The sequence below is a fragment of the Pseudomonas fluorescens group sp. genome (assembly GCF_020093335.1).
GTDB lineage: Bacteria > Pseudomonadota > Gammaproteobacteria > Pseudomonadales > Pseudomonadaceae > Aquipseudomonas > Aquipseudomonas petroselini.
In genome coordinates this window covers 1-20,354 of sequence record NZ_JAIOKW010000001.1, presented here as the reverse complement: position 1 = coordinate 20,354, position 20,354 = coordinate 1, and the positions used below count along the sequence as shown (strand labels likewise).

Annotated in this window: 19 protein-coding genes; 11 read left to right on the top strand and 8 right to left on the bottom strand. The window is 62.3% G+C overall.

What is annotated here, in order from left to right; translation table 11 throughout:
- Nucleotides 1-9: 9 nt before the first annotated feature.
- Entirely contained in the window at nucleotides 10-621 is a 612-nt protein-coding gene (locus K7431_RS00095; protein ID WP_012723996.1) for an FMN-dependent NADH-azoreductase, read from the bottom strand.
- Between the two features lie 125 nt (nucleotides 622-746).
- Here K7431_RS00095 and K7431_RS00090 point away from each other — a divergent pair, with 125 nt between their 5' ends.
- Both K7431_RS00090 and K7431_RS00085 read left to right on the top strand, forming a co-directional pair.
- Complete coding sequence (locus K7431_RS00090) at nucleotides 747-1,655, top strand: LysR substrate-binding domain-containing protein (protein WP_012723995.1); 909 nt, start codon at nucleotides 747-749, stop codon at nucleotides 1,653-1,655.
- Nucleotides 1,652-2,008: an MmcQ/YjbR family DNA-binding protein gene (locus K7431_RS00085; RefSeq protein ID WP_012723994.1), complete on the top strand. Its 357-nt coding sequence runs from the start codon at nucleotides 1,652-1,654 to the stop codon at nucleotides 2,006-2,008. Before K7431_RS00090 ends, K7431_RS00085 begins: the two co-directional genes overlap by 4 nt.
- Here the strand turns inward: K7431_RS00085 and K7431_RS00080 are convergent.
- Nucleotides 1,997-2,380: a DUF1294 domain-containing protein gene (locus tag K7431_RS00080; RefSeq protein ID WP_012723993.1), complete on the bottom strand. Its 384-nt coding sequence runs from the start codon at nucleotides 2,378-2,380 to the stop codon at nucleotides 1,997-1,999. The two genes, K7431_RS00085 and K7431_RS00080, sit on opposite strands and share 12 nt — an antisense overlap.
- Entirely contained in the window at nucleotides 2,377-3,207 is an 831-nt protein-coding gene (locus tag K7431_RS00075) for an undecaprenyl-diphosphate phosphatase (RefSeq protein WP_012723992.1), read from the bottom strand. Before K7431_RS00075 ends, K7431_RS00080 begins: the two co-directional genes overlap by 4 nt.
- Before the next feature lie 219 nt (nucleotides 3,208-3,426).
- Between K7431_RS00075 and K7431_RS00070 the strand changes: the two genes are divergently transcribed.
- The 3 genes from K7431_RS00070 to K7431_RS00060 all read left to right on the top strand — a co-directional run bounded on the left by K7431_RS00070 (nucleotide 3,427) and on the right by K7431_RS00060 (nucleotide 6,419).
- Nucleotides 3,427-5,061: a methyl-accepting chemotaxis protein gene (locus tag K7431_RS00070; RefSeq protein WP_012723991.1), complete on the top strand. Its 1,635-nt coding sequence runs from the start codon at nucleotides 3,427-3,429 to the stop codon at nucleotides 5,059-5,061.
- Nucleotides 5,062-5,340: 279 nt separating this feature from the next.
- On the top strand, nucleotides 5,341-5,904 hold the full coding sequence (pnuC, locus tag K7431_RS00065; RefSeq protein WP_012723990.1) for a nicotinamide riboside transporter PnuC: 564 nt from the start codon (nucleotides 5,341-5,343) through the stop codon (nucleotides 5,902-5,904).
- Nucleotides 5,901-6,419 carry an AAA family ATPase gene (locus K7431_RS00060; protein WP_012723989.1) on the top strand — a complete coding sequence of 173 codons (519 nt, stop codon included), beginning with the start codon at nucleotides 5,901-5,903 and terminating at the stop codon, nucleotides 6,417-6,419. The genes pnuC and K7431_RS00060 overlap by 4 nt, the downstream gene beginning before the upstream one ends.
- A gap of 145 nt (nucleotides 6,420-6,564) precedes the next feature.
- Here the strand turns inward: K7431_RS00060 and ggt are convergent, their stop codons facing one another.
- Entirely contained in the window at nucleotides 6,565-8,289 is a 1,725-nt protein-coding gene (gene ggt / locus K7431_RS00055) for a gamma-glutamyltransferase (protein WP_012723988.1), read from the bottom strand.
- Between the two features lie 178 nt (nucleotides 8,290-8,467).
- Between ggt and K7431_RS00050 the strand changes: the two genes are divergently transcribed.
- The gene (locus K7431_RS00050) at nucleotides 8,468-9,106 is read left to right on the top strand and encodes a TetR/AcrR family transcriptional regulator (RefSeq protein WP_043205286.1); all 639 of its coding nucleotides are present in this window, start codon (nucleotides 8,468-8,470) and stop codon (nucleotides 9,104-9,106) included.
- On the opposite strand, the gene K7431_RS00045 is transcribed toward K7431_RS00050, so the two are convergent.
- The 4 genes from K7431_RS00045 to K7431_RS00030 form a co-directional block, all read right to left on the bottom strand.
- Nucleotides 9,103-12,630: a molybdopterin cofactor-binding domain-containing protein gene (locus K7431_RS00045; protein ID WP_043205284.1), complete on the bottom strand. Its 3,528-nt coding sequence runs from the start codon at nucleotides 12,628-12,630 to the stop codon at nucleotides 9,103-9,105. The two genes, K7431_RS00050 and K7431_RS00045, sit on opposite strands and share 4 nt — an antisense overlap.
- Nucleotides 12,631-12,635: 5 nt before the next feature.
- Nucleotides 12,636-13,118, bottom strand: a complete 483-nt coding sequence (locus K7431_RS00040; protein WP_012723985.1) for a (2Fe-2S)-binding protein — start codon at nucleotides 13,116-13,118, stop codon at nucleotides 12,636-12,638.
- Nucleotides 13,119-13,278: 160 nt separating this feature from the next.
- On the bottom strand, nucleotides 13,279-13,713 hold the full coding sequence (locus K7431_RS00035) for a MarR family winged helix-turn-helix transcriptional regulator (RefSeq protein WP_043206229.1): 435 nt from the start codon (nucleotides 13,711-13,713) through the stop codon (nucleotides 13,279-13,281).
- A 60-nt stretch (nucleotides 13,714-13,773) separates the two neighbouring features.
- Nucleotides 13,774-14,826: a 2,5-dihydroxypyridine 5,6-dioxygenase gene (locus K7431_RS00030; RefSeq protein WP_012723983.1), complete on the bottom strand. Its 1,053-nt coding sequence runs from the start codon at nucleotides 14,824-14,826 to the stop codon at nucleotides 13,774-13,776.
- A 306-nt stretch (nucleotides 14,827-15,132) separates the two neighbouring features.
- Between K7431_RS00030 and K7431_RS00025 the strand changes: the two genes are divergently transcribed.
- The 5 genes from K7431_RS00025 to K7431_RS00005 all read left to right on the top strand — a co-directional run bounded on the left by K7431_RS00025 (nucleotide 15,133) and on the right by K7431_RS00005 (nucleotide 20,131).
- Nucleotides 15,133-16,266 (top strand): FAD-dependent monooxygenase, encoded by a 1,134-nt coding sequence (locus K7431_RS00025; RefSeq protein ID WP_012723982.1) that lies wholly within the window; start codon nucleotides 15,133-15,135, stop codon nucleotides 16,264-16,266.
- Nucleotides 16,263-17,060 carry an alpha/beta fold hydrolase gene (locus tag K7431_RS00020; RefSeq protein ID WP_012723981.1) on the top strand — a complete coding sequence of 266 codons (798 nt, stop codon included), beginning with the start codon at nucleotides 16,263-16,265 and terminating at the stop codon, nucleotides 17,058-17,060. The genes K7431_RS00025 and K7431_RS00020 overlap by 4 nt, the downstream gene beginning before the upstream one ends.
- 14 nt (nucleotides 17,061-17,074) lie before the next feature.
- Nucleotides 17,075-17,827 (top strand): maleate cis-trans isomerase family protein, encoded by a 753-nt coding sequence (locus K7431_RS00015; protein ID WP_012723980.1) that lies wholly within the window; start codon nucleotides 17,075-17,077, stop codon nucleotides 17,825-17,827.
- Nucleotides 17,828-18,010: 183 nt separating this feature from the next.
- Nucleotides 18,011-18,643: an N-carbamoylsarcosine amidohydrolase gene (locus tag K7431_RS00010; RefSeq protein ID WP_043205282.1), complete on the top strand. Its 633-nt coding sequence runs from the start codon at nucleotides 18,011-18,013 to the stop codon at nucleotides 18,641-18,643.
- 177 nt (nucleotides 18,644-18,820) lie between these two features.
- On the top strand, nucleotides 18,821-20,131 hold the full coding sequence (locus K7431_RS00005; protein WP_012723978.1) for an MFS transporter: 1,311 nt from the start codon (nucleotides 18,821-18,823) through the stop codon (nucleotides 20,129-20,131).
- Nucleotides 20,132-20,354: the final 223 nt, after the last annotated feature.

The following is a 20,354-nucleotide window of genomic DNA, read 5'->3' as shown; positions in this document are numbered from 1 at the left end:
ACACAAGCCTTACGCGGCGGCGAACAATTGTTCGTTGATCAGTACGTTGGCGTCGCTCAGGGCTTTGCTGCGCACTTCGTCACCGTAGGCCAGGCCTTCGGCACGCACGATCTCGATATCGGTGATGCCCAGGAAGCCAAACAGCAGTTTCAGGTAGCCTTCATGGGCGGCACCCGTGGCTTGCCCGGCATGCATGCCACCGGACGTGGACACGATGATGACTTTCTTGTTGCCGCACAGGCCTTCCGGACCGGCTTCGCTGTAGCGGAACGTCTGGCCGGCGACGGCGATGCGGTCGATCCAGGCTTTCAACTGGGTTGGAATAGTGAAGTTGTACATCGGCGCACCCACCACCACCGCATCGGCGGCGAGGAACTCGGCCAGCGACGATGCGCTCAGCTCGGCCTCATGCTTTTGCGCGGCATCACGCAGCTCGGCAGCGGTACCCAGGGCGCCCAAGGTCGCGCCGGAGAAGTGGTTGATGCCTTCGCTGGCCAAGTCACGGTAGGTCACTTCCACACCCGGCTCCGCAGCTTGCCAGGCCTTGACCACGCCGGCGCTGAGCTGACGGGACGCCGAGTTGTCACCGAGGATGCTGGAATCGATATGCAACAGTTTCATGGTGGATCTCCGAGGTGGGATCGACAGGGGCGATCAGATGGTGGTGATCCTACGCATCAAACGAATAGTCGATAAGTCAGCTCAAATGCGATAGTTTGTCCCACTGACAGGACAATAGGCTGACCATGCAAGACCTCAACGACCTCTACTATTTCGCCAAAGTCGTGGAAGCCGGCGGTTTCGCGGCGGCCGGGCGCCTGCTGGGGATTCCCAAGTCCCGGTTGTCGCGACGCATCGCCGAGCTGGAAGAACGCCTCGGCGCGCGCCTGCTGCAACGCACCACCCGCCAATTGACCCTCACCGCCGTCGGCGAGCGTTACCTGCGGCATTGCCAGGCCATGCTGCTGGAAGCGGAAATGGCCGATGAGGCCGTCGCCAGCATGTCCAGCGAGCCCCGTGGGCGGCTGAGGGTGAGCTGTCCGGTGGGCATGGCACAGCACATCCTGCCGGAAATCGTCGCGGGTTTTCTCGCAGCCCACCCTCAGGTGCAATTGGAGATGACCCTGGTCAACCGCCGCGTCGACCTGGTGGCCGAGGGCATCGATGTGGCCCTGCGTGTGCGCGAGCTCGGTGATGAAGACCCCTTGCTGGTCACCAAGCGCCTGCGTCAGGCGCAGACCGTGCTGGTGGCCAGCCCCGCGTTGATGCTCGGTCGTCAGGTGGCCAGCCTTGAGGACCTCAAGCAATTGCCGATCCTCGGGGCGCTGGAGGCGGATCGCCTGGTGCATCAGCGCATTATCGACCCGCAGGGCCATGCCCACGAGCTGGCGATGGAGGCCCGGCTGGGTATCGACGACTTCATCGTGCGCAAAACCAGCGCCATCATGGGCCTGGGCTTCACCATACTGCCGATGATGTACTGTGAAGCCGAACTGGCCAGCGGCCAGTTGGTACAACTGCTGCCGGAATGGTCGTTGCCGGGCGGCTGGCTGCAAGCGGTGTACCCGCATCGCCGTGGCGTGTTGCCGGCCATCCGCGCCTGGATTGATTACCTGGAAGAAGGTTTCAAAGGCTGTGGAGACCGCCTGCTATGAAAATGACCGAAGCCCAAGTCGCGACCTTCTGCCTGAGCCTGCCCGGCGCGCGGGAGGACTACAAATGGGGCGGCGTGCGGGTATTCTCGATTGCCGGCAACAAGATGTTCGCGCTGCAAAACCTGCGCGGTGACTCGCTGGCGTTCAAGGTCGACAAGGAATTGTTCCTCGGCCATGTGGACCGCCCAGGCATCCACCCGGCGCCGTACCTGGCACGTGCGCAGTGGATCATCATGAACACGCCCTACCCGCTGGGCGCCGAGGAGCTGCGTGGCTTGTTGCAGCGCTCCCACCAGTTGGTGGTGAGCAAACTGCCCAAGCGCACGCAGATCGGGTTGTTGCTAGAGGATTGAAACCAGGGTACCGCCGAGGAACATCTGGTCCAGCCAAAACACCTGGTGCAGCAACACGATCACCCAGAACAGCACCTGGTAGGACACCTTGCGCGTCTTGTGCCGGAACACCTGCTGCGCAATCAACGCGCCCGGCCAACCGCCTGCCAGCTCGACGGCGTGCAGGATATTTTCCGGCGTGCGCCAGCTGTCGGTGCGCGCCTTGCGCTTGTCGCTCCAGTACAGGAAGAACGCGATCACGCTGACCACGCCATAGGCCACCAGCGGGATCAGCGTCTCGCCACGCTGCCACACCAATACCGAACCCAACAACGGCGCCGCGCACAGCAGCACAAAGATCGCCGCCTTCAGGCGTGGGTGCTGGATCATCATGCCTTGGCCGCGGTCCAGTCGATCCAGCCGAACTGCCAGGTCGCCAGGATCAGCAAACCGAACGCAATGCGGTACCAGGCAAACGCGGCATAGCTGTGACTGGCAATGAACTTGAGCAGGCCCTTGACCGCGATCATCGCGAAGATAAACGAGGTCACGAAGCCGATGACGAACACCGGCAGGTCCGCCGGCTGGAACAGGTCACGGTACTTGTAGCCCGAATACACTGCCGCGCCGACCATGGTTGGCATGGCCAGGAAGAACGAAAACTCGGTGGCGGTCTTGCGTGACAGCCCGAACAACAGGCCGCCGATAATGGTCGAGCCCGAACGCGAGGTGCCCGGGATCATCGCCAGGCACTGCGCCAGGCCGACTTTGAGCGCGTCTTTCCAGGTGATGTCATCGACGGTCTCGGCATGCACTTCATGTTCACGACGCTCGGCCCACAACATGACGATGCCGCCCAGCACCAGGGCCGTGGCCACGGTGATCGGGTTGAACAGGTAGTGGTGAATCACGTCAGCGAAAATCACCCCCAACACCACCGCCGGCATAAAGGCGATCAGCAGGTTGACGGTAAACCGCTGGGCCTTGCGCTGGGTCGGCAGGCCGCTGACCACTTCGAAAATCTTGCCCCGGAACTCCCACACCACGGCCAGGATGGCGCCCAGCTGAATGATGATATTGAACGCGTTGAAACGGTCGCCGGTAAAGTCGAGCAAGTCGGCGACGATGATCTGGTGGCCGGTGCTGGAAATCGGCAGGAACTCGGTAAGCCCCTCCACAACGCCAAGAATCACTGCCTGAATGGCGGTCCAAAAATCCATACTTCCCCCAAAGGTCTTGCTCTACGGCAAGCCTTGTTAATCTTTTTAATGGTTCACTGACGACAAGACACAGCGCTGAGTTTCAACCCCGCGCTGCAAAAATCCTGTGAAAAATCAGACAGTACTCAGGTTTTTCGATTACAGGCCGAAAGCCTATCAGACAAGGCGTAAAAGTCGATGTGGCGCCCACAATTATAAAAAGCCCGGAGTGACAGGACGATGAACAGTTTGCGCAATATGTCGATCAGCCGACGGCTCTGGCTGATCCTGATAGTCGCCGTGCTGATGCTGATGGCCCTGGGTTTGCTGATGCTCAAGCAGATCCATGACGACCTCTACCAGGCCAAGCGCCTGCAGACCCAACACGTGGTCCAGACCGCCAGCGGTATCCTGACGTTTTATCACAGCCTCGAAACCACCGGCGTGATGACCCGCGAAGCCGCCCAGAAACAAGCCATGAACGCGGTGCGCGGCTTGCGCTACGACCATGACGACTATTTCTGGATCAACGACCTCACGCCCGTGATGATCATGCATCCGGCCAACCCCAAGCTCGACGGCCAGAACCTGTCGGCGATCCGCGACCCCGACGGGTTTGCCGTGTTCAACGAATTCGTGATTCTGGCCAAGGCCAAGGGCGCGGGCATCGTCAACTATCGCTGGCCGAAGCCGGGTGCCGAAGCGCCCGTGGCCAAGACCTCGTATATCCAACTGTTCGAGCCGTGGGGCTGGATCATCGGTTCCGGGGTCTACGTGGATGATGTACAGGCCGAGTTCAGCGCCCAGGTCTGGAAAACCTCGTTTATCGGCTTGGGCATCGCGGTGGTCATGGCATTGCTGGTCTCGCTGATCGCCCGCAGCATCGTGCGCCCGCTGCAGGACGCCGTGAATGCCATGGGCAACATCGCCAGCGGCGAAAGCGACCTCACCCGCAGCCTCGATACCCATGGCCAGGACGAAGTCACCCAACTGTCCCAACACTTCAACAGCTTTACCGCCAAGCTGCGTCTGGTGGTAACCCAGTTGCAGGCATGCGCCAACGCATTGGGCCAGTCCTCGCAAGAGCTGGGCGCCAACGCCACCCAGGCCCATGACCGCAGCCAGCAACAGTCCCAGCAGATGGAGCTGGTGGCCACGGCCATCAACGAAGTCACCTACGGCGTGCAGGACGTGGCCAAGAACGCCGAACACGCCGCCAGCGAAATGCGCGATGCCCAGGCCCAGGCGCAGCAAGGCCAGGTCAACATCGACGGCAGCCTGCAGCAGATCGACCAGCTCTCGGGCACCATCAGCCAGGCGGTGGAAGTGATTCGCACCCTGTCCGCCGAAAGTACCCAGATCGGCAGCGTGCTCGAGGTCATCCGCTCCATCGCGGACCAGACCAACCTGCTGGCCCTTAACGCGGCGATTGAAGCGGCACGCGCGGGCGAACAAGGCCGTGGCTTTGCCGTGGTGGCCGATGAAGTGCGCCTGCTGGCCCAGCGCACGCAAAAGTCCACCGCCGAGATCCAGGGCATGATCGAGCGCCTGCAAGGCCACTCGGAAGCGGCGGTCAAGGTGATCAGCGACAGTCACAGCGCCTCGCAACTGACCATCGAACAGGCCGGCCAGGCCGGCGCCAGCCTGACCGCCATCGGGCAAGCCCTGAATAACCTCAACGGCCTGAATGCGTCGATTGCCAGCGCCACCCTGCAACAGGCCCATGTGGTGGAAGACATCAACCAGAACGTCACCCAGGCCGCCGGCTTGTCCCACAGCACGGCGCTGGCGGCGGAACAGTCGAGCGTGGCGAGTGCGCAATTGCGCGGGTTGAGCGAACAACTCGACGGCCTGCTGCGCCAATTCAAAGTGTAGTTTTGTGGTGAGCGGGCTTGTTGTGGTGAGCAAGCCAATTGTGGTTAGCGGGCCTATTGTGATGAGCAGGCTTGTTGTGGTGAGCGGGCTTGCCCCGCGCTGGGCTGCGTAGCAGCCCCAATAAATACGCCGCGTATTGCCTGACAGTATGCGGCGATTGGTTTTAGGACTGCTGCGCAGCCCAGCGCGGGGCAAGCCCGCTCACTACAACAGCCAATTCCTAGACCCACCTTCTTTGGTTACAATCCTCGCCCTCTCCCACTCTCCCAAGGAACCACCATGTCCGGGCTTGAACTGTTCGCCGCCGCCCTGGGGGTGATCGCCGTATGGCTGACGGTCAAGCAGAACCCTTGGTGCTGGCCTATCGGGCTGGTGATGGTGTTGCTGTACACCTGGGTGTTCTTCGACGTAAAACTCTATTCCGACATGCTCTTGCAGGTGGTCTACGCCGCGCTGCAAGTCTACGGTTGGTGGCAGTGGACCCGCGCCGGCGAGGTCCAGCAGGGCCGCCAAGTGACGAGCCTCGGTGTGCCGGCGATCATGGCCAGCCTGGCGGTGGGGGCAATCGGCAGCTTGCTGCTCGGCGCCGCGATGGCGCACTGGACCGACGCCGCCCAACCCTGGCTGGATGCCGCCCTGACCGGTTTCAGCCTGGTGGCGCAACTGTGGATGGCGCAGAAGCGCGTGCAGTGCTGGCCACTGTGGATTGCCGTGGACGTGATCTTCGTCGGGCTATTTCTCTACAAAGGCCTCTACCTCACCGCCGCGCTCTACGCGCTGTTTACCGTGATCGCCGTGCAAGGCTGGCGCGAATGGCGCGCCGACCCGGCGTTGCACGCATGAAGGTGGTGGTACTGGCCGGGCCGGAATCCAGTGGTAAAAGTTGGCTGGCGACGGAGCTGCAAGCGCAGTTTGGCGGGTTGATGGTGCGTGAATACGTGCGCGAATTCATCGACCATCACCAGCGTGATACCTGCCTTGCGGATATCCCGGCCATCGCCCGTGGCCAACTCGCCTGGGAAGACGCCGCCCGCGCCGAACAGCCCCGCCTGCTGATCCTCGATACGCACTTGCTGACCAACAAACTGTGGAGCCAGACCCTGTTTGGCGACTACCCGGCCTGGCTGGACGACGAACTGCTGGCTCGGCACTACGACCTGCACCTGCTGTTGTCGCCGGAAGATGTGGAGTGGACGGCCGATGGGCAACGCTGCCAACCTGAGCTGGCCGACCGCAGGGCGTTTTTCCAGGACAGCCTGGACTGGATGCAGCAGCACCAGCAACCCGTCGTGGTCATCAGGGGAAATTGGGAAGAACGCCGGAGCGCCGCATTCACCGCAGTAGAACAGCTGTTGTAGTGAGCGGGCTTGCCCCGCGCTGGGGGGCGAAGCCGCCCTAAAACCAATCGCCGCATACTGCCAGGCAGTACGCGGCGTATTTATTAGGGCGGCTTCCCCCCCCAGCGCGGGCGGTGCGAAGATTCGACAAGCCCGCGCGCCCCCGTCAGTACCCCAGCGACAGCCCCGTATTACGACGCGGGTCATTCGCCCCATAGAAGCGGTTGTTACCCACCGGCTTGCCACCCAGCGACGGCGCGCCCACCAGGATCGCCGCCAAGTGGTTGGCATCCTGCGGACCGGCAAACTTGTGGCCCCAGCTTTCCAGGATCTTCTGGGTGTCCGGGCTCACGGCAAACGTCTCGAGGTTGGTGGTCTCCGGCATCCACTGCTGGTGGAAACGCGGCGCGTCCACGGCTTCCTGGATGTTCATCTTGTAGTCGATGACATTCAGGATAGTCAGCAAGGTCGCGGTAATGATGCGGCTGCCACCTGGCGTGCCCACCACCATCACAGCCTTGCCATCCTTGGTCACGATGGTCGGGCTCATCGACGACAGCGGCGCCTTGCCCGGCGCGATGGCGTTGGCTTCACCCTGGACCAGCCCGTACATGTTCGGCACGCCGACCTTGACGGTGAAGTCGTCCATTTCATCGTTGAGGATCACCCCAGTCTTGCTCGCCATCACGCCCGCGCCGAACCAGTCGTTGAGGGTGTAGGTCACCGACACCGCATTGCCCCACTTGTCGACGATGGAATAGTGGGTGGTGTTGTTACCTTCGTGAGGTGATACGCCCGGCTTGATGGCTTGGGAATCCCCGGCCTTTTGCGGTTCGATGGCGTCGCGCAGTTTGGTCGCGTAGTTTTTGTCCAGCAGGTGCTCGATCGGGTTCTTCACGAAGTCCGGGTCGCCGAGGTAGCTGTTACGGTCCACATAAGCGTGGCGCATGGCTTCGATCTGGTAGTGCAGGCCTTGGGCCGAGTGATAGCCGAGGTCGGCCATCGGGTAGCCTTCGAGGATGTTCATGATCTGGCAGATCACCACGCCACCCGAGCTTGGTGGCGGTGCCGAGACCACGTGGTAGCCACGGTAGTCGCACTCGATGGGTGCCAACTCACGGGTCTTGTATTTGTCGAGGTCCGCCTGGGTGATGATGCCCTTGCCGGCCTGGCTGGAATCCACCAGCGCCTTGGCGACCCAACCTTTATAGAAACCGTCGGTGCCCTTGGCCGAGATTTCCTTGAGGGTCTTGGCCAGGTCTTTCTGCACCAGTTTCTGACCCACCTGCAGCGGCTGGCCGTTGTGCAGGAAGATCGCGCGCATGTCCTTGTCTTTTTCAAACTCGCCGGTGGCGGTGTGCAGCAGGTCGATATCACCCTGCTCCAGGGCAAAGCCGTTTTCCGCCAGCTTGATCGCCGGTGCGATGACCTGAGCGCGCTTGAGGGTGCCGTATTTGCTCAGGGCCAGTTCCATCCCCGACACGGTGCCGGGTACGCCGACGGCCAAGTGGCCCTTGGCGCTGAGGCCTTCGATGACGTTGCCGTCTTTGTCCAGGTACATATCGGCGGTGGCCGCCAGCGGGGCTTTTTCGCGGAAATCGAGGAAGGTCTTGCGCCCGTCTGCCAGTTGCACGGTCATGAAACCGCCACCCCCCAGGTTACCCGCCGCCGGGTACACCACGGCCAGCGCATAGCCCACCGCGACAGCAGCATCGACCGCGTTGCCGCCGGCCTTGAGCACATCCACGCCCACATGAGTGGCCAAATGCTGGGCCGTCACCACCATGCCATTTTCACCGGCCACCGGGGCCTGGGAAGCGGCGTGCACACCACTGACCGTCAACACCAGGGCTGTGGCAATCAAGGTACGGCTGAAGGGTTGGTATTTCATCCATGGCTACTCTAGTTATTGAGACGCACCAAAATAGCCCGGCGCACAGGTAATCCCCAGCGCAATGGCGTTTTTATTACAGAACTTGTCGGTCATAGAACGGACGCGAAAAAGCCCATGCTATATTCCGCGCCCTGACTGTCGTGCAAGGCGCCCTGATAGGGCGATGAAGAGGGATATGGCGATCAAGAAAACCGGCATCCGCGCCCAACAGGCCGACCAGACCCGCGCGCGTATCCTCCAGGCGGCGGTCAAGGTGTTTACCCGTGACGGTTATTCAGGCGGCCGTGTCGATACCATCTCCAAGGAAGCCGACTCCAACGACCGCATGCTGTATTACTATTTCGGCAGCAAGGAACACCTGTTCGTCTGCGTGCTGGAACACACCTACGAACAGTTCAACAAAGCCGAAAGCAAGCTCAAGCTGAGCCTGGACGCACCCGAGCAGGCCCTGCGCGACCTGGTGGCGTTCATCTGGAATTACTACGTCAAGCATCCGGAATTCGTGGCGATCCTGAGCATCGAGAACCTGCACCAGGGCAAGCATGCCCAGCAGTCCGGCGAGATGCGCAGGCTGTCGGGGGAAGCGGTGGGCGTGCTGAAGCCGATTATCGAAGCCGGCCAGGCGCAAGGGGTGTTTCGCCTGGATGTGGACCTTAAGCACGTGTACTTGATGATTGCCTCGCTGTGCTACTTCTATAACTCCAACCGCCATACCCTCAGTTCGTTCCTCGGTGAAGACCTGGCGGACAAAGGGCCGCAGCAGGATTGGCTGGGGTTTATCAGTGACCTGGTGGTGCGCGGCGTCACGCCCTAGTGCGTACCGGGGTTGGCGCGCAGATGCGCCACCTTCTGTTCCACCCCCTTCCACTGCGGCGCATTCGGCGCGAATTGCCCGCGCAGGTACGCCGCCAGGTCCGCCACCTGGCTGTCCGACAAACTGTCCTTGAACCCCGGCATATACCCCAGATCCCGGGTCGCCGGGTTGCTGATGCCCTGCAGAATCACCTTGATCAAATTATCCGGCTGATCGCTGTGCACATTGGTATTGGTCGCCAACGACGGGCTCACCCCAAAGAGTTTCGGCCCCAGGCCGTCGGCATGACAGGCCTTGCACGAACCTTCGAACACTCTTCGGCCATTGGGGTTGGGTACGGTCACAGCAGCGGCCACCGGGACGTCGGCCGTCGCATTGCCGTTAAGCGATGCCAGGTACACCGCCATGGCGCGGATATCCGCCTTGGGCAATTTCGACAACTCACTCACCACCGGCCCCATCGGGCCTGCCGCCACGCCGTGGGCGTCGGAATAGCCGGTGCTCAGGTAAGCGAACAGGTGCTCTTCGGTCCACGGCGTCGGTGACTTGGACAAGCCATTGAGCGCCAGCGCCTCCCAGCCATCGACCATGCCGCCCGCCAGGAACGCCTTGCCGCCCTTCTCCGCCCCCATCACGTTGCGCGGCGAATGGCACGCGGCGCAGTGACCCAAACCGTTGACCAGATAATTGCCGCGATTCCATTGCTCACCGCGCTCAGGCTGCGGCGTGATTTCACCGCGCCGCACATTCAGCACATTCCACCCCGCCATCAACGGCCGGATATTGAACGGAAAGCGCATGGCGTTCGGCGTTGGCGCCTGGCTCACCGGCGCCTGGGACATCAGGTAGGCGTACAGCGCCTGCATATCCGCGTCGGTGATATTGCGAAACGCCGTATAGGGAAACGCCGGGTACAGGTTGCGCCCGTCACGGCCGATGCCGTCACGCATCGCCCGCTCGAACGCCGGGTACGACCAGGCGCCAATCCCGGTCTTCACATCGGGGGTGATATTGCTGCTGTACAACGTGCCGAACGGCGTTTCCATGGCCAACCCACCGGCATGGGTCGCGCCACCGGGCGCTGTATGGCACACCGCGCAATCGCCCACCGCCGCCAACAAACGCCCGCGCTCCAGGGTGGCCTTGGACCAGGTGCCGGCACTGGGCGGTGCAATCGGTGCGATTTCAGCCTGGAACGGCCAGGCTGTCGCCAGCACCGCGCCCAAGGTGGCGAACAGCGCGCCGAACCACCATTTTCGGCGTTTTCCCGGCGACTTGGCCGGCTCACCCAGGGTCGCCGCATTCAGCGCCGCCAGCACCCGCTCCGGAGTGATTGGCAACTCGCGAAAACGAATGCCGGTGGCGTCGTAGATTGCATTGGCGATCGCCGCCGCGCTGGGCACCGACGCCGACTCACCGGCGCCCATGGGCGGCTGGTCCTGGCGCGGCATCATCATCACGTCGATCTGCGGCACGTCGGGAAAGGTCAGGATCGGATAGCCGCCCCACTCTTTGCTCGCCACGGTCGACTCTTCAAAGGTCACGCGCTCCTTCAGTACGCGACTGGTGGACTGGATCACATTGCCGTGGATCTGATGCTGCACCCCGGCCGGGTTGATCATCATCCCCGAATCATGGCCGATCACCACCCGCGTCACCGACACATCGCCGGTCTGCTTGTCGATGGCCACGTCCGCCACCCAAGCCGCCCAGGCCGCGCCGAACCCGGGAAACTTGCTGTGGATGTAGCGCGCGTAGGCAAAGCCACGGCCACGCAGCAGATGGTCTTCGTTGGCGGTTTGCATCGGCGCGGTGCGCGGTGCCCAGTTGGCGCGTTCGGCGGTGGATTTCACCAGGTCGATGGCGCGCTCGTCCTTGAGGTAGCGCAGGCGGTATTCCACCGGGTCGACGCCGGCGGCAAAGGCCAGTTCGTCGATATAGGATTCATGCGCAAAGGTGTTGGGCAAGGCCGATACGCCGCGCATCCACGAGGCGCGCACAATGGGCGCCATGTCGTTGATGGTCACGCGCATATTATTGATATCGTAGGGTGGGATCGAGGTGCGGTCGCCCATCTCAAACATCGCCGCCACCGGCTCGACACGGCCTGTCAGCAACAGCGCCAGGGTCGGCGCGCCGTTGGAGGGATAGCTGGTTTCAAAGTCGTAGGCGGCAATGCTGCCATCGGCGTTGAGGCCACCGTCCACATCCATCAGCTGCGCGGTGCCCTTGGGCTCCCACAGGTGTTCCTGTTCGCGGGTCAGTTGCACGCGCACCGGCTTGCCGACCGCACGGGATAACAGCAAGGCATCCGCACACACGTCATCGGCGCAATTGCGCCCGTAACAACCGGCGGCCTCCATGCGGATCACGTCGATCAGGGTTTCTTCGCACTCCAGCAACCACGCCAGGTCAGCGCGCAACAGGTGCGGGTTCTGGCTGCCCGACCATACGCGACTGCCGGAAGGCGAGTAATCGGCCACGCCACAGGAGGGGCCGATCGAGCCATGCATCTGGTACGGCCACAGGTAAGTGCGGGGCATGCGTTGACTGGCATTGGCCAGGGCCGCATCGACGTCGCCCTGGTCGAGGACGGTGCGCCGCACACGGGGGTTGTCGCGGATGGCCTGCTCGACATCGCTCATGTCCGGCAACGCGTTGTTCCAGGCTTTCCAGTGCACCTGCAAGTCGGCGGCCGCCTTGATCGCCTGCTCTTCCCGCAAGGCCACCACGCCCACAAAATCGCGGATCACCACCACCGCAACGACGCCTGGGATATGGGCGATGGACGATTCGTCCACGCTCAGCAGGCTATTACCGACAAACTCCCCGCAATCAAGCCCGGCATACGGCGGGCGGATCACCCGGCCATGGAGCATGCCCGGCACGCGCATGTCGTGCACGTAGGTCAGCTCGCCGGTGGCCTTGCCGGGGATATCCACCCGTGCGGCACCCTTGCCCACCAGGCGATACTCCTCGACCGCCTTCAGCGGCGCATCACCGCTGATGCGCAGTTGGTCGTGCTGGCCGCTGACCAGTTCAAAGTAGCTGGTGGTGCGCCCGTCCGCCGCCTGAATAACGCCGGCGTCCACCTTAAGACTGGCGGTGCTCACGCCCCAGCGCCCCGCCGCCCGCGCCAGCAGAAACCGCCGCGCCTCGGCGGCGGCATGGCGCAGGGGCACGGCGGAAATCTGCAGCGTCGCACTGGCAATGGTCGCGCCCTGATTGGGCGCGCGTTCGGTGTCGCCGAGCACCATCTTCACCTGCTCCATTGTCAGGTCGAGTTCCTCGGCCACGATCTGCGCCAGTGACGTGCGAATACCGGTACCCAGGTCCACATGGCCATTGAATGCGTAGACCCGCCCATCATCGCTCACCGCGATAAACAGCCCGAGTTCCTTGGGTTTCACAGTGGGCGTGCCACCCTTGGCCACCGGCCCCGAGGGCGGCAGCACGTCATCGACGATCAGCAAGACGCCGGCCTTGGCCAGCCACTGGTCACGGGAAAGCGGAGTGTCTGTCATGGTTATCAATCCACGGTCATCAAGCGGGCCGCACGCAGTACGGCGCGCAGGATTTCGATATGGGTGCCGCAGCGGCAGAGGTTGCCCGACAGCGCGTTGCGCACCTCGGTTTCGCTGGGGTGGGGGTTACGGTCGAGCAAGGCCTTGGTGGTCATGATCATGCCGTTGAGGCAGTAGCCGCATTGCGCGGCCTGCTCATCGATGAAGGCTTGTTGCACCGGGTGCGGCGCCTGCCGCGTGCCCAGGCCTTCAAGGGTGAGAATCTCGCGCCCCACCGCACCTGCCAGCGGGAACACGCATGAGCGCGCCGCCACGCCATCGATGATCACGGTGCAGGCACCGCACTCCCCCAGGCCGCAGCCGTATTTGGGGCCATTGAGTTGCAGGTCATTGCGCAGCACCAGCAACAGCGGCGTGTCCGCCATGGCGCTGACTTCGCTGACGTGCCCGTTGACCTCAAGCGCTACCGTGATGTGCTGGCTGATCATTCGCTTCGCCCGTAACAGTTGATGAAGCAGGCACTACATGAAACAGTCAAAAAAAAGCGTCGCGGACCTGGGGCCTCACGACACACTTGAATGATGAAGTGACTACTACATGAACTCAGAGCAAAAACGGTGCCAAAGGACCGTATGGTGAGTGGGCTGTTTATTCCTGCGGGTCGTCGATCATCTTGCGCAACAGGAACAGCACCGCGACGCGTTCGGCGGGGTTGAGGTTGCTCATGGTCAGTTCGCTGATCTGCGCGGCGCGAGGTGCAGTCTGGGCAACCAGCTCGGCGCCTTCCGGGGACAGGTCGACCACCACTTTGCGCTTGTCCTGCGGGTCCGGCTCCAGGCTGATCAGCGCCTTGGCCTTCAGCCGCTCGACGATACCGCGAATGGTCGCCTGGTCCACCGCAGTCGCCTTGACCAGTTCTGTCAGGGAACTTGCACCGTGATCGCGCAGCGCACACAAGGTCACGAATTGCACGGCGGTGAGCTGCGAGTCGCCGACATTCTGCTGAAAGATCGCCAGGTGGCGCTGGTAGGCCTTGCGCAGCAGGTGGCCAACTTGTTCAGAAAAGACGTAGGAATCAGGCACGGCGCAGCTCGGTGGGTGGTTAAAGTGGGGAGGCATGATACTCCATCCCCATACCGATGATCAGCGCGCGAGAGAGGCGCGCGGCGCCACCACATCCCCCGCAATAACGACGGCCTCATTATCCAGATACACATCGCAATTGCGCAGCGGAATGTCCATATGGCACGGCGTCTTGCGCGTTCCGCCCACTTCGGTATTCGGCCCGGTGGAGAACAGGAAATTGCCATAGAACGCCCGCGCGTCCATGCACATGCCGTCATTTTTGTCGTGCAGCCCCATGGCCGTCCACTGCGCCCGTGGCTGCAGGCCCCAGCCGATATGGGAGATGCCGTACACCTCGGGGTCATTGAAATATTTCATGTAGTCACGCAGGTATTCCGCCTCGAAACCACCATGGATGTTAGTGATGAAGCCCTTCTCGATCTCCAGGGTGATCTTCTCGCGGGTGTAGGTCTTGAACGGCAGCAGGATGTCGCCGATGTCCAGCACCAGCACGCCTTCGGCGGTTTCTTCGTTGGGCCAGGAGAACAGGAAACCGCTCGGCCAATGGTCCCAGCGCCCCGGCTCATCGGCGAAACCATATTCCGTCACCGACGGGTATTGCCCCAAGGCTGCACGGAAGTCGCTGCCGGCGCGGGACGTCACCTGAATCGAGCGCGCCTTTTTCAGCCACTGCTCCGCCGCCAGCACACGCACTTTGTCTTCTTCGGTGGGCAGCATCCGCGCCAGCACTTCCGGCGGCTCCACGGCCAGCAGGATGCGCGTGCCGGTCTTGAGGATCTGCTCCTGCTCCGGCGAGTGCAGCAGCATCATGGTGTCGACGATCAGGTCGGCGGCTTCCAGCGCGCGTTGCGCCGCGATATTGCCGGTCAGCGCAGTGTCGCCGCAGTAGGCGGTCATGTCGTTACCCATCGCCTTGGGATGGTTGAACGACGGCAACTCCACCGCATACACCTTGGCCCCCAGGCGCTGCGCGGCGTCCATCGCGGCACGCACGGTGCGCGGGTCGGAGTAATGGCTCTTGAGCACGGCAACGCTCTGGGTCGGGTCGACCTTGGACAGCGTCAACACGTGTTCAAACATCTGGGTCAGTTCGCAATCGCTTACCGGCATTTTCCTGTCTCCTGTGGGCCTGCACCAAGTTCAAGCACTGCGCTTCACCCTAGTGCATTTTTATAGCGTATACGCCATTTAATAACGATAAGACCCGAATTGCAGACAGACTGCAAGCGGCGCACAAAAACGTTACCTATCGAAACAATTCCTTTATTTGTTGGCGTTATCAAGTCACACGGGACCATTATCGCCAAAAAATAAATTTACAGAGATGGGCTTCCCATTTAAAAAAATGAGCGTATACACTTTAAAATCTTGCGGACAGACGCCGCCGAAAAATCAAAAGACAGAGGAACACGCCCCATGGGAAGCACTCAGAAAATCGCCATCGTCGGCGCCGGCCTCGGCGGTGCCGCCGCTGCCACCCTGTTGCAGCAAGCTGGTTTCGACGTGGATGTGTATGAGCAGGCGCCGGAGTTTTCCCGACTGGGTGCCGGGATCCACATGGGCCCCAACATCATGAAAATCTTCCGCCGCATGGGCATCGAAAAGCAGCTGGACCTGATGGGCTCGCACCCCGAGCACTGGTTCAGCCGTTGCGGCGAGACCGGCGACTACCTCTCGCGCATCCCGCTCACCGGCTACGGCGCGTCCTACATCACCGTGCACCGTGGCGACCTGCACGCGTTGCAGATGTCGACCCTCAAGCCCGGCACCCTGCACTTCAACAAGCGCCTGGAAACCCTTGAAGAAACCGACACCCAGGTGCGCCTGACCTTCGCCGACGGCCAGGTGACTTACGCCGACATCGTGATCGGTGCCGACGGCATCAACTCCAAGATCCGCGAAGAACTGCTCGGCGCGGAAAAACCGCTGTACAGCGGCTGGGTCGCCCACCGTGCGCTGATCCGGGGCGACCAGTTGGCCAAGTACGACCTGAAGTTCGAGGACTGCATCAAGTGGTGGACCGAAGATCGCCACATGATGGTCTACTACACCACCGGTAAGCGCGACGAGTACTACTACGTCACCGGCGTGCCCCATGCCGAATGGGACTTCCAGGGCGCATTCGTCGACAGCAGCCGCGAAGAGATGTTCGACGCCTTCAAGGGCTACCACCCCACCGTTCAAGCCCTGATCGAATCCACCGAAAGCGTGACCAAATGGCCGCTGCGCAACCGTAACCCGCTGCCGCTTTGGAGCCGTGGCCGCCTGGTGCTGCTCGGCGATGCCTGCCACCCGATGAAGCCGCATATGGCCCAGGGCGCCGGCATGGCCATCGAAGACGCGGCGATGCTCACTCGCTGCCTGCAGGAAACCGGCATCAGCGACTACCGCACCGCGTTCCAGCTCTACGAAGCCAACCGCAAGGAACGTGCGTCACGCGTACAAGCCGTGTCCAACGCCAACACCTGGCTGCGCACCCAGGAAGACCCGGCCTGGGTCTACGGTTATGACCTGTACGCCCAGGAACTGAAATCGGGGGTGGCCGCGTGAGCACCTTCCTCTACGGCGGCAACGTGCAGGCCAATGGCATCCGCCAGCATTACCTGCGTTATGGCGGCAAGGGCCCGGCGCTGATCCTGATTCCCGGCATCACCAGTCCGGCGATCACCTGGGGCTTCGTGGCCGAGCGCCTGGGCGCGCGGTTCGACACCTACGTGCTGGATGTGCGCGGTCGCGGCTTGTCCTCGACCGGCCCCGCGCTGGATTACAGCACCGATACCTGCGCCGAGGACATCGGCGCGTTTGCCGATGCATTGAACCTGCACAGCTACCACCTGATGGGCCACTCCATGGGGGCACGCTTTGCCCTGCGCAGCGCGGTGCTGCATCCCCAGGGCGTCAATCGCGTGGTGTTGATCGACCCGCCGGTGTCCGGCCCGGGCCGACGCGAATACCCAAGCAAGCTGCCGTGGTACGTCGACTCGATTCGCCAATCCCTGATCGGCATGGACGCCGAGGCGATGCGCGCCTTCTGCGCTACCTGGACCGACGAGCAACTGCAACTGCGCGCCGAATGGCTGCACACCTGCTATGAGCCCGCCATCGTGCGCGCCTTCAATGACTTTCACACGGTGGATTTCCATCAGCACTTGCCGTCTCTCAAGGCGCCGGCCCTGCTGATGGTGGCCGGGCGCGGCGGCGTGATCCTCGACGAGGACATTACCGAAATCCAGGACCTGCAACCGGCCATCCAGGTGGCCCGCGTACCGAATGCCGGGCACATGATTCCGTGGGATGACTTCGACGGTTTCTTCCACGCCCTCGGCGACTTCCTCGAACAATAACCCTGGAGACCACCATGCAGAAGCCCTACCGCATCGGCCAGATCGTGCCGAGCTCGAACACCACCATGGAAACCGAGATCCCGGCGATGCTCACCGCCCGCCAGGCGATCCGCCCCGAGCGCTTTACCTTTCACTCCAGCCGCATGCGCATGAAACAAGTGCGCAAGGAAGAACTGGCGGCCATGGACGGCGAGTCCGACCGTTGCGCCGTCGAACTGTCCGACGCCAAGGTCGATGTGCTGGGTTATGCGTGCCTGGTGGCGATCATGGCCATGGGTCTGGGTTATCACCGCAATTCCGAACAACGCCTGCGCAAGGCCACCGCCGACAACGATGCCAATGCACCGGTCATCACCAGCGCCGGGGCCTTGATCGAAGGCCTGAAAGTAATGGGCGCCCAGCGCATCGCGATTGTCGCGCCGTACATGAAGCCACTGACCGAACTGGTGGTGAACTACATCCGCGAAGAGGGCTTCGAGGTCGTGGACTGGCGTGCCCTGGAGATCCCCGACAACCTCGAAGTGGCCCGCCACGACCCGGCCAACCTGCCGGCCATCGTCGCCGGGATGAACCTGGACGGTGTCGACGTGATCGTGTTGTCCGCCTGCGTGCAGATGCAATCGTTGCCGGTGGTGGCCAAGGTCGAGGCGCAAACCGGCAAGCCGGTGCTGACGGCCGCGATCGCCACCACTTACGCCATGCTCAAGGCCTTGGACCTGGAACCCATCGTTCCCGGCGCGGGCGCGCTGCTCTCCGGCGCCTACTGAAACCGCATCTGTGGTGAGCAGGTTTTTTGTAGTGAGCGGGCTTGCCCCGCGCTGGAGTGCGTAGCGCTCCCGCTTTTTTGGGGCCGCTTCGCAGCCCAGCGCGGGGCAAGCCCGCTCACCACAGCAAGCCCGCTCACCACAAATAAACCGCTCACCACAGCTATGAATGAGGAGGTTGGGAAGATGAGCGAACAATCCGCCGACGCCAATTATCAGGGCGTCTGGGGCAACCGCATCGGTTTCGGCAAAAAAGCCGCGCTGCTGATGATCGACTTCATGCAGGGCTACACCACCGAAGGCGCGCCATTATTCGCGCCGGGCGTGGTCACGGCCGTGGCCGAAAGCGTTGAGCTGCTGGCCACCGCACGCGAGCACGGGATTGCGGTCGTGCACACCAATATCCGCTACCATCCCGGCCATTTCGTCGACGGTGGCATCTGGGTCAAAAAGGCCCCGGTGATGAAAGACATGGTCGAAGGCAACCCACTGGCCGCGTTCTGCGCCGAAGTCTTGCCGCAAGCCGATGAAGTGGTGATCACCAAACAGTACGCCAGTGCGTTTTTCGGCAGCAGCCTGGCGCCGATGCTGCATGCCCAGGGCATCGACACCGTGGTGCTGGCCGGTTGTTCCACCAGCGGCTGCATCCGCGCCACGGCGGTGGATGCGGTGCAACACGGGTTTCGCACCATCGTCGTGCGCGAATGCGTCGGCGACCGGCACCCGGCGCCCCATGAGGCCAACCTGTTCGATATCGACAGCAAGTATGGCGACGTGGTGAGCAAGCAGGAGGCGATGAGCAAGTTCAGGGAGCCATAAGACGGTACCGAGAACCGCGCCATAGAGCGCGGTCTTGAACAAACTGAGGCCTGAAATGCAAAACCGAAAGACCTCAGTCTTCTGACACTGCCTTTGGAAGTCGCTTCTACAGCACTCCGAAGTGCTGGAACAAAAGCGGCTGTATAAAAACCATAAGTCACCGCCAGGAGACACCCAATGCCCATTGCGAATGCAGCGCCCGCGACCACCGTCGCCGACCCGGTCAACACGCTTTACCACAAGATCACCTGGAAGCTGATTCCGTTCCTGTGCTTCTGCTACCTGGCCGCCTACCTCGACCGCATCAACATCGGCTTCGCCAAACTGCAGATGCTTGACCAGTTGCAGTTCAGCGAAACCGCGTTCGGCCTCGGTGCCGGCCTGTTCTTTGTCGGCTACATCCTGTTCGAAGTGCCGAGCAACCTGGTACTGGAACGGGTCGGCGCGAAGATCTGGATCGCGCGCATCATGATCACCTGGGGCCTGCTCTCGGCCTGCACCATGCTGGTCACCTCCACCACCCAGTTCTACATCCTGCGTTTTCTGCTCGGCGCTGCCGAAGCGGGCTTTCTGCCGGGCGTCCTGTACTACCTGACCACTTGGTTCCCCACTCACCGACGCGGGCGGATCATCGCGCTGTTCATGATCGGCCTGCCGCTGTCCAGCGTGATCGGCGGCCCGTTGTCCGGCTGGATCATGGGCCACTTCGACCACATGGGTGGCCTGCGCGGCTGGCAGTGGCTGTTCCTGATCGAAGCGGTGCCCAGCGTATTGCTCGGCGTGCTGACCTTCTGGGCACTGCCCAACACCTACCAGCAAGCCAAATGGCTGTCGGACGAGGAAAAGGCCCTGCTGGAAACCGAACTGCGCAAGGATGACGCCGACGGCGCCGACAGCAAGCACGGCTTCCGCGACGGTTTCTTCAACCTCAAGGTGTGGATGCTCGGCGGCATCGATTTCTCGATCCTGCTCAGCGCTTACGCCATGGGCTTCTGGATGCCGACCTTCATCCGCAATGCCGGGGTCATCGACACCTTCCATATCGGCGTGCTCACCGCGTTGCCGAGCGTTGCCGCCCTGCTCGGCATGCTGCTGATCGGCGCCAGTTCCGACAAGCACCGCGAGCGCCGCTGGCACATCATCGTGCCGTTTTTCATCGGCGCGGCGGCCATGGCCACCAGCACCTTCTTTACTCATAACGTGGCGGCCACCGTGGCGCTGTTCGCGATTGCCTCGGCGGCGATCATCGGCGCGGTGCCGGTGTTCTTCAGCCTGCCGGCAACCTTCCTCAAAGGTACGGCGGCGGCCACCGGCTTTGCCCTGGCCTGCTCGGTGGCGAATATCGCCGGCCTGGTGAGCAACTCGTTGATGGGCGTTGCGATCGACGTCACAGGCAGCAGCGCCGGTGCCTTATGGTTTTTCGCCGGCTGCCTGATTCTCAGCAGCTTCCTGGTCATCGCCTTGCCGGCGAAACTGGTGAACCGTTGATAACAACCCTTTTTGCGGATAAATCACCCTGCAAGGCTTCTTGAAACGCTGTGCGCTGCTTGTCGCGGTCGGCCTGTGCGCCCGCGCCTTGCGTGGAAGCGCGTGTTTCTCAAGGGGTATATCCGTTACCTGATGTATGGAGATCAAACTGTGGGAGGGGGCTTGCTCCCGATGGCAGTGGAACAGCCACAGATGCATCAACTGACACACCGCCATCGGGAGC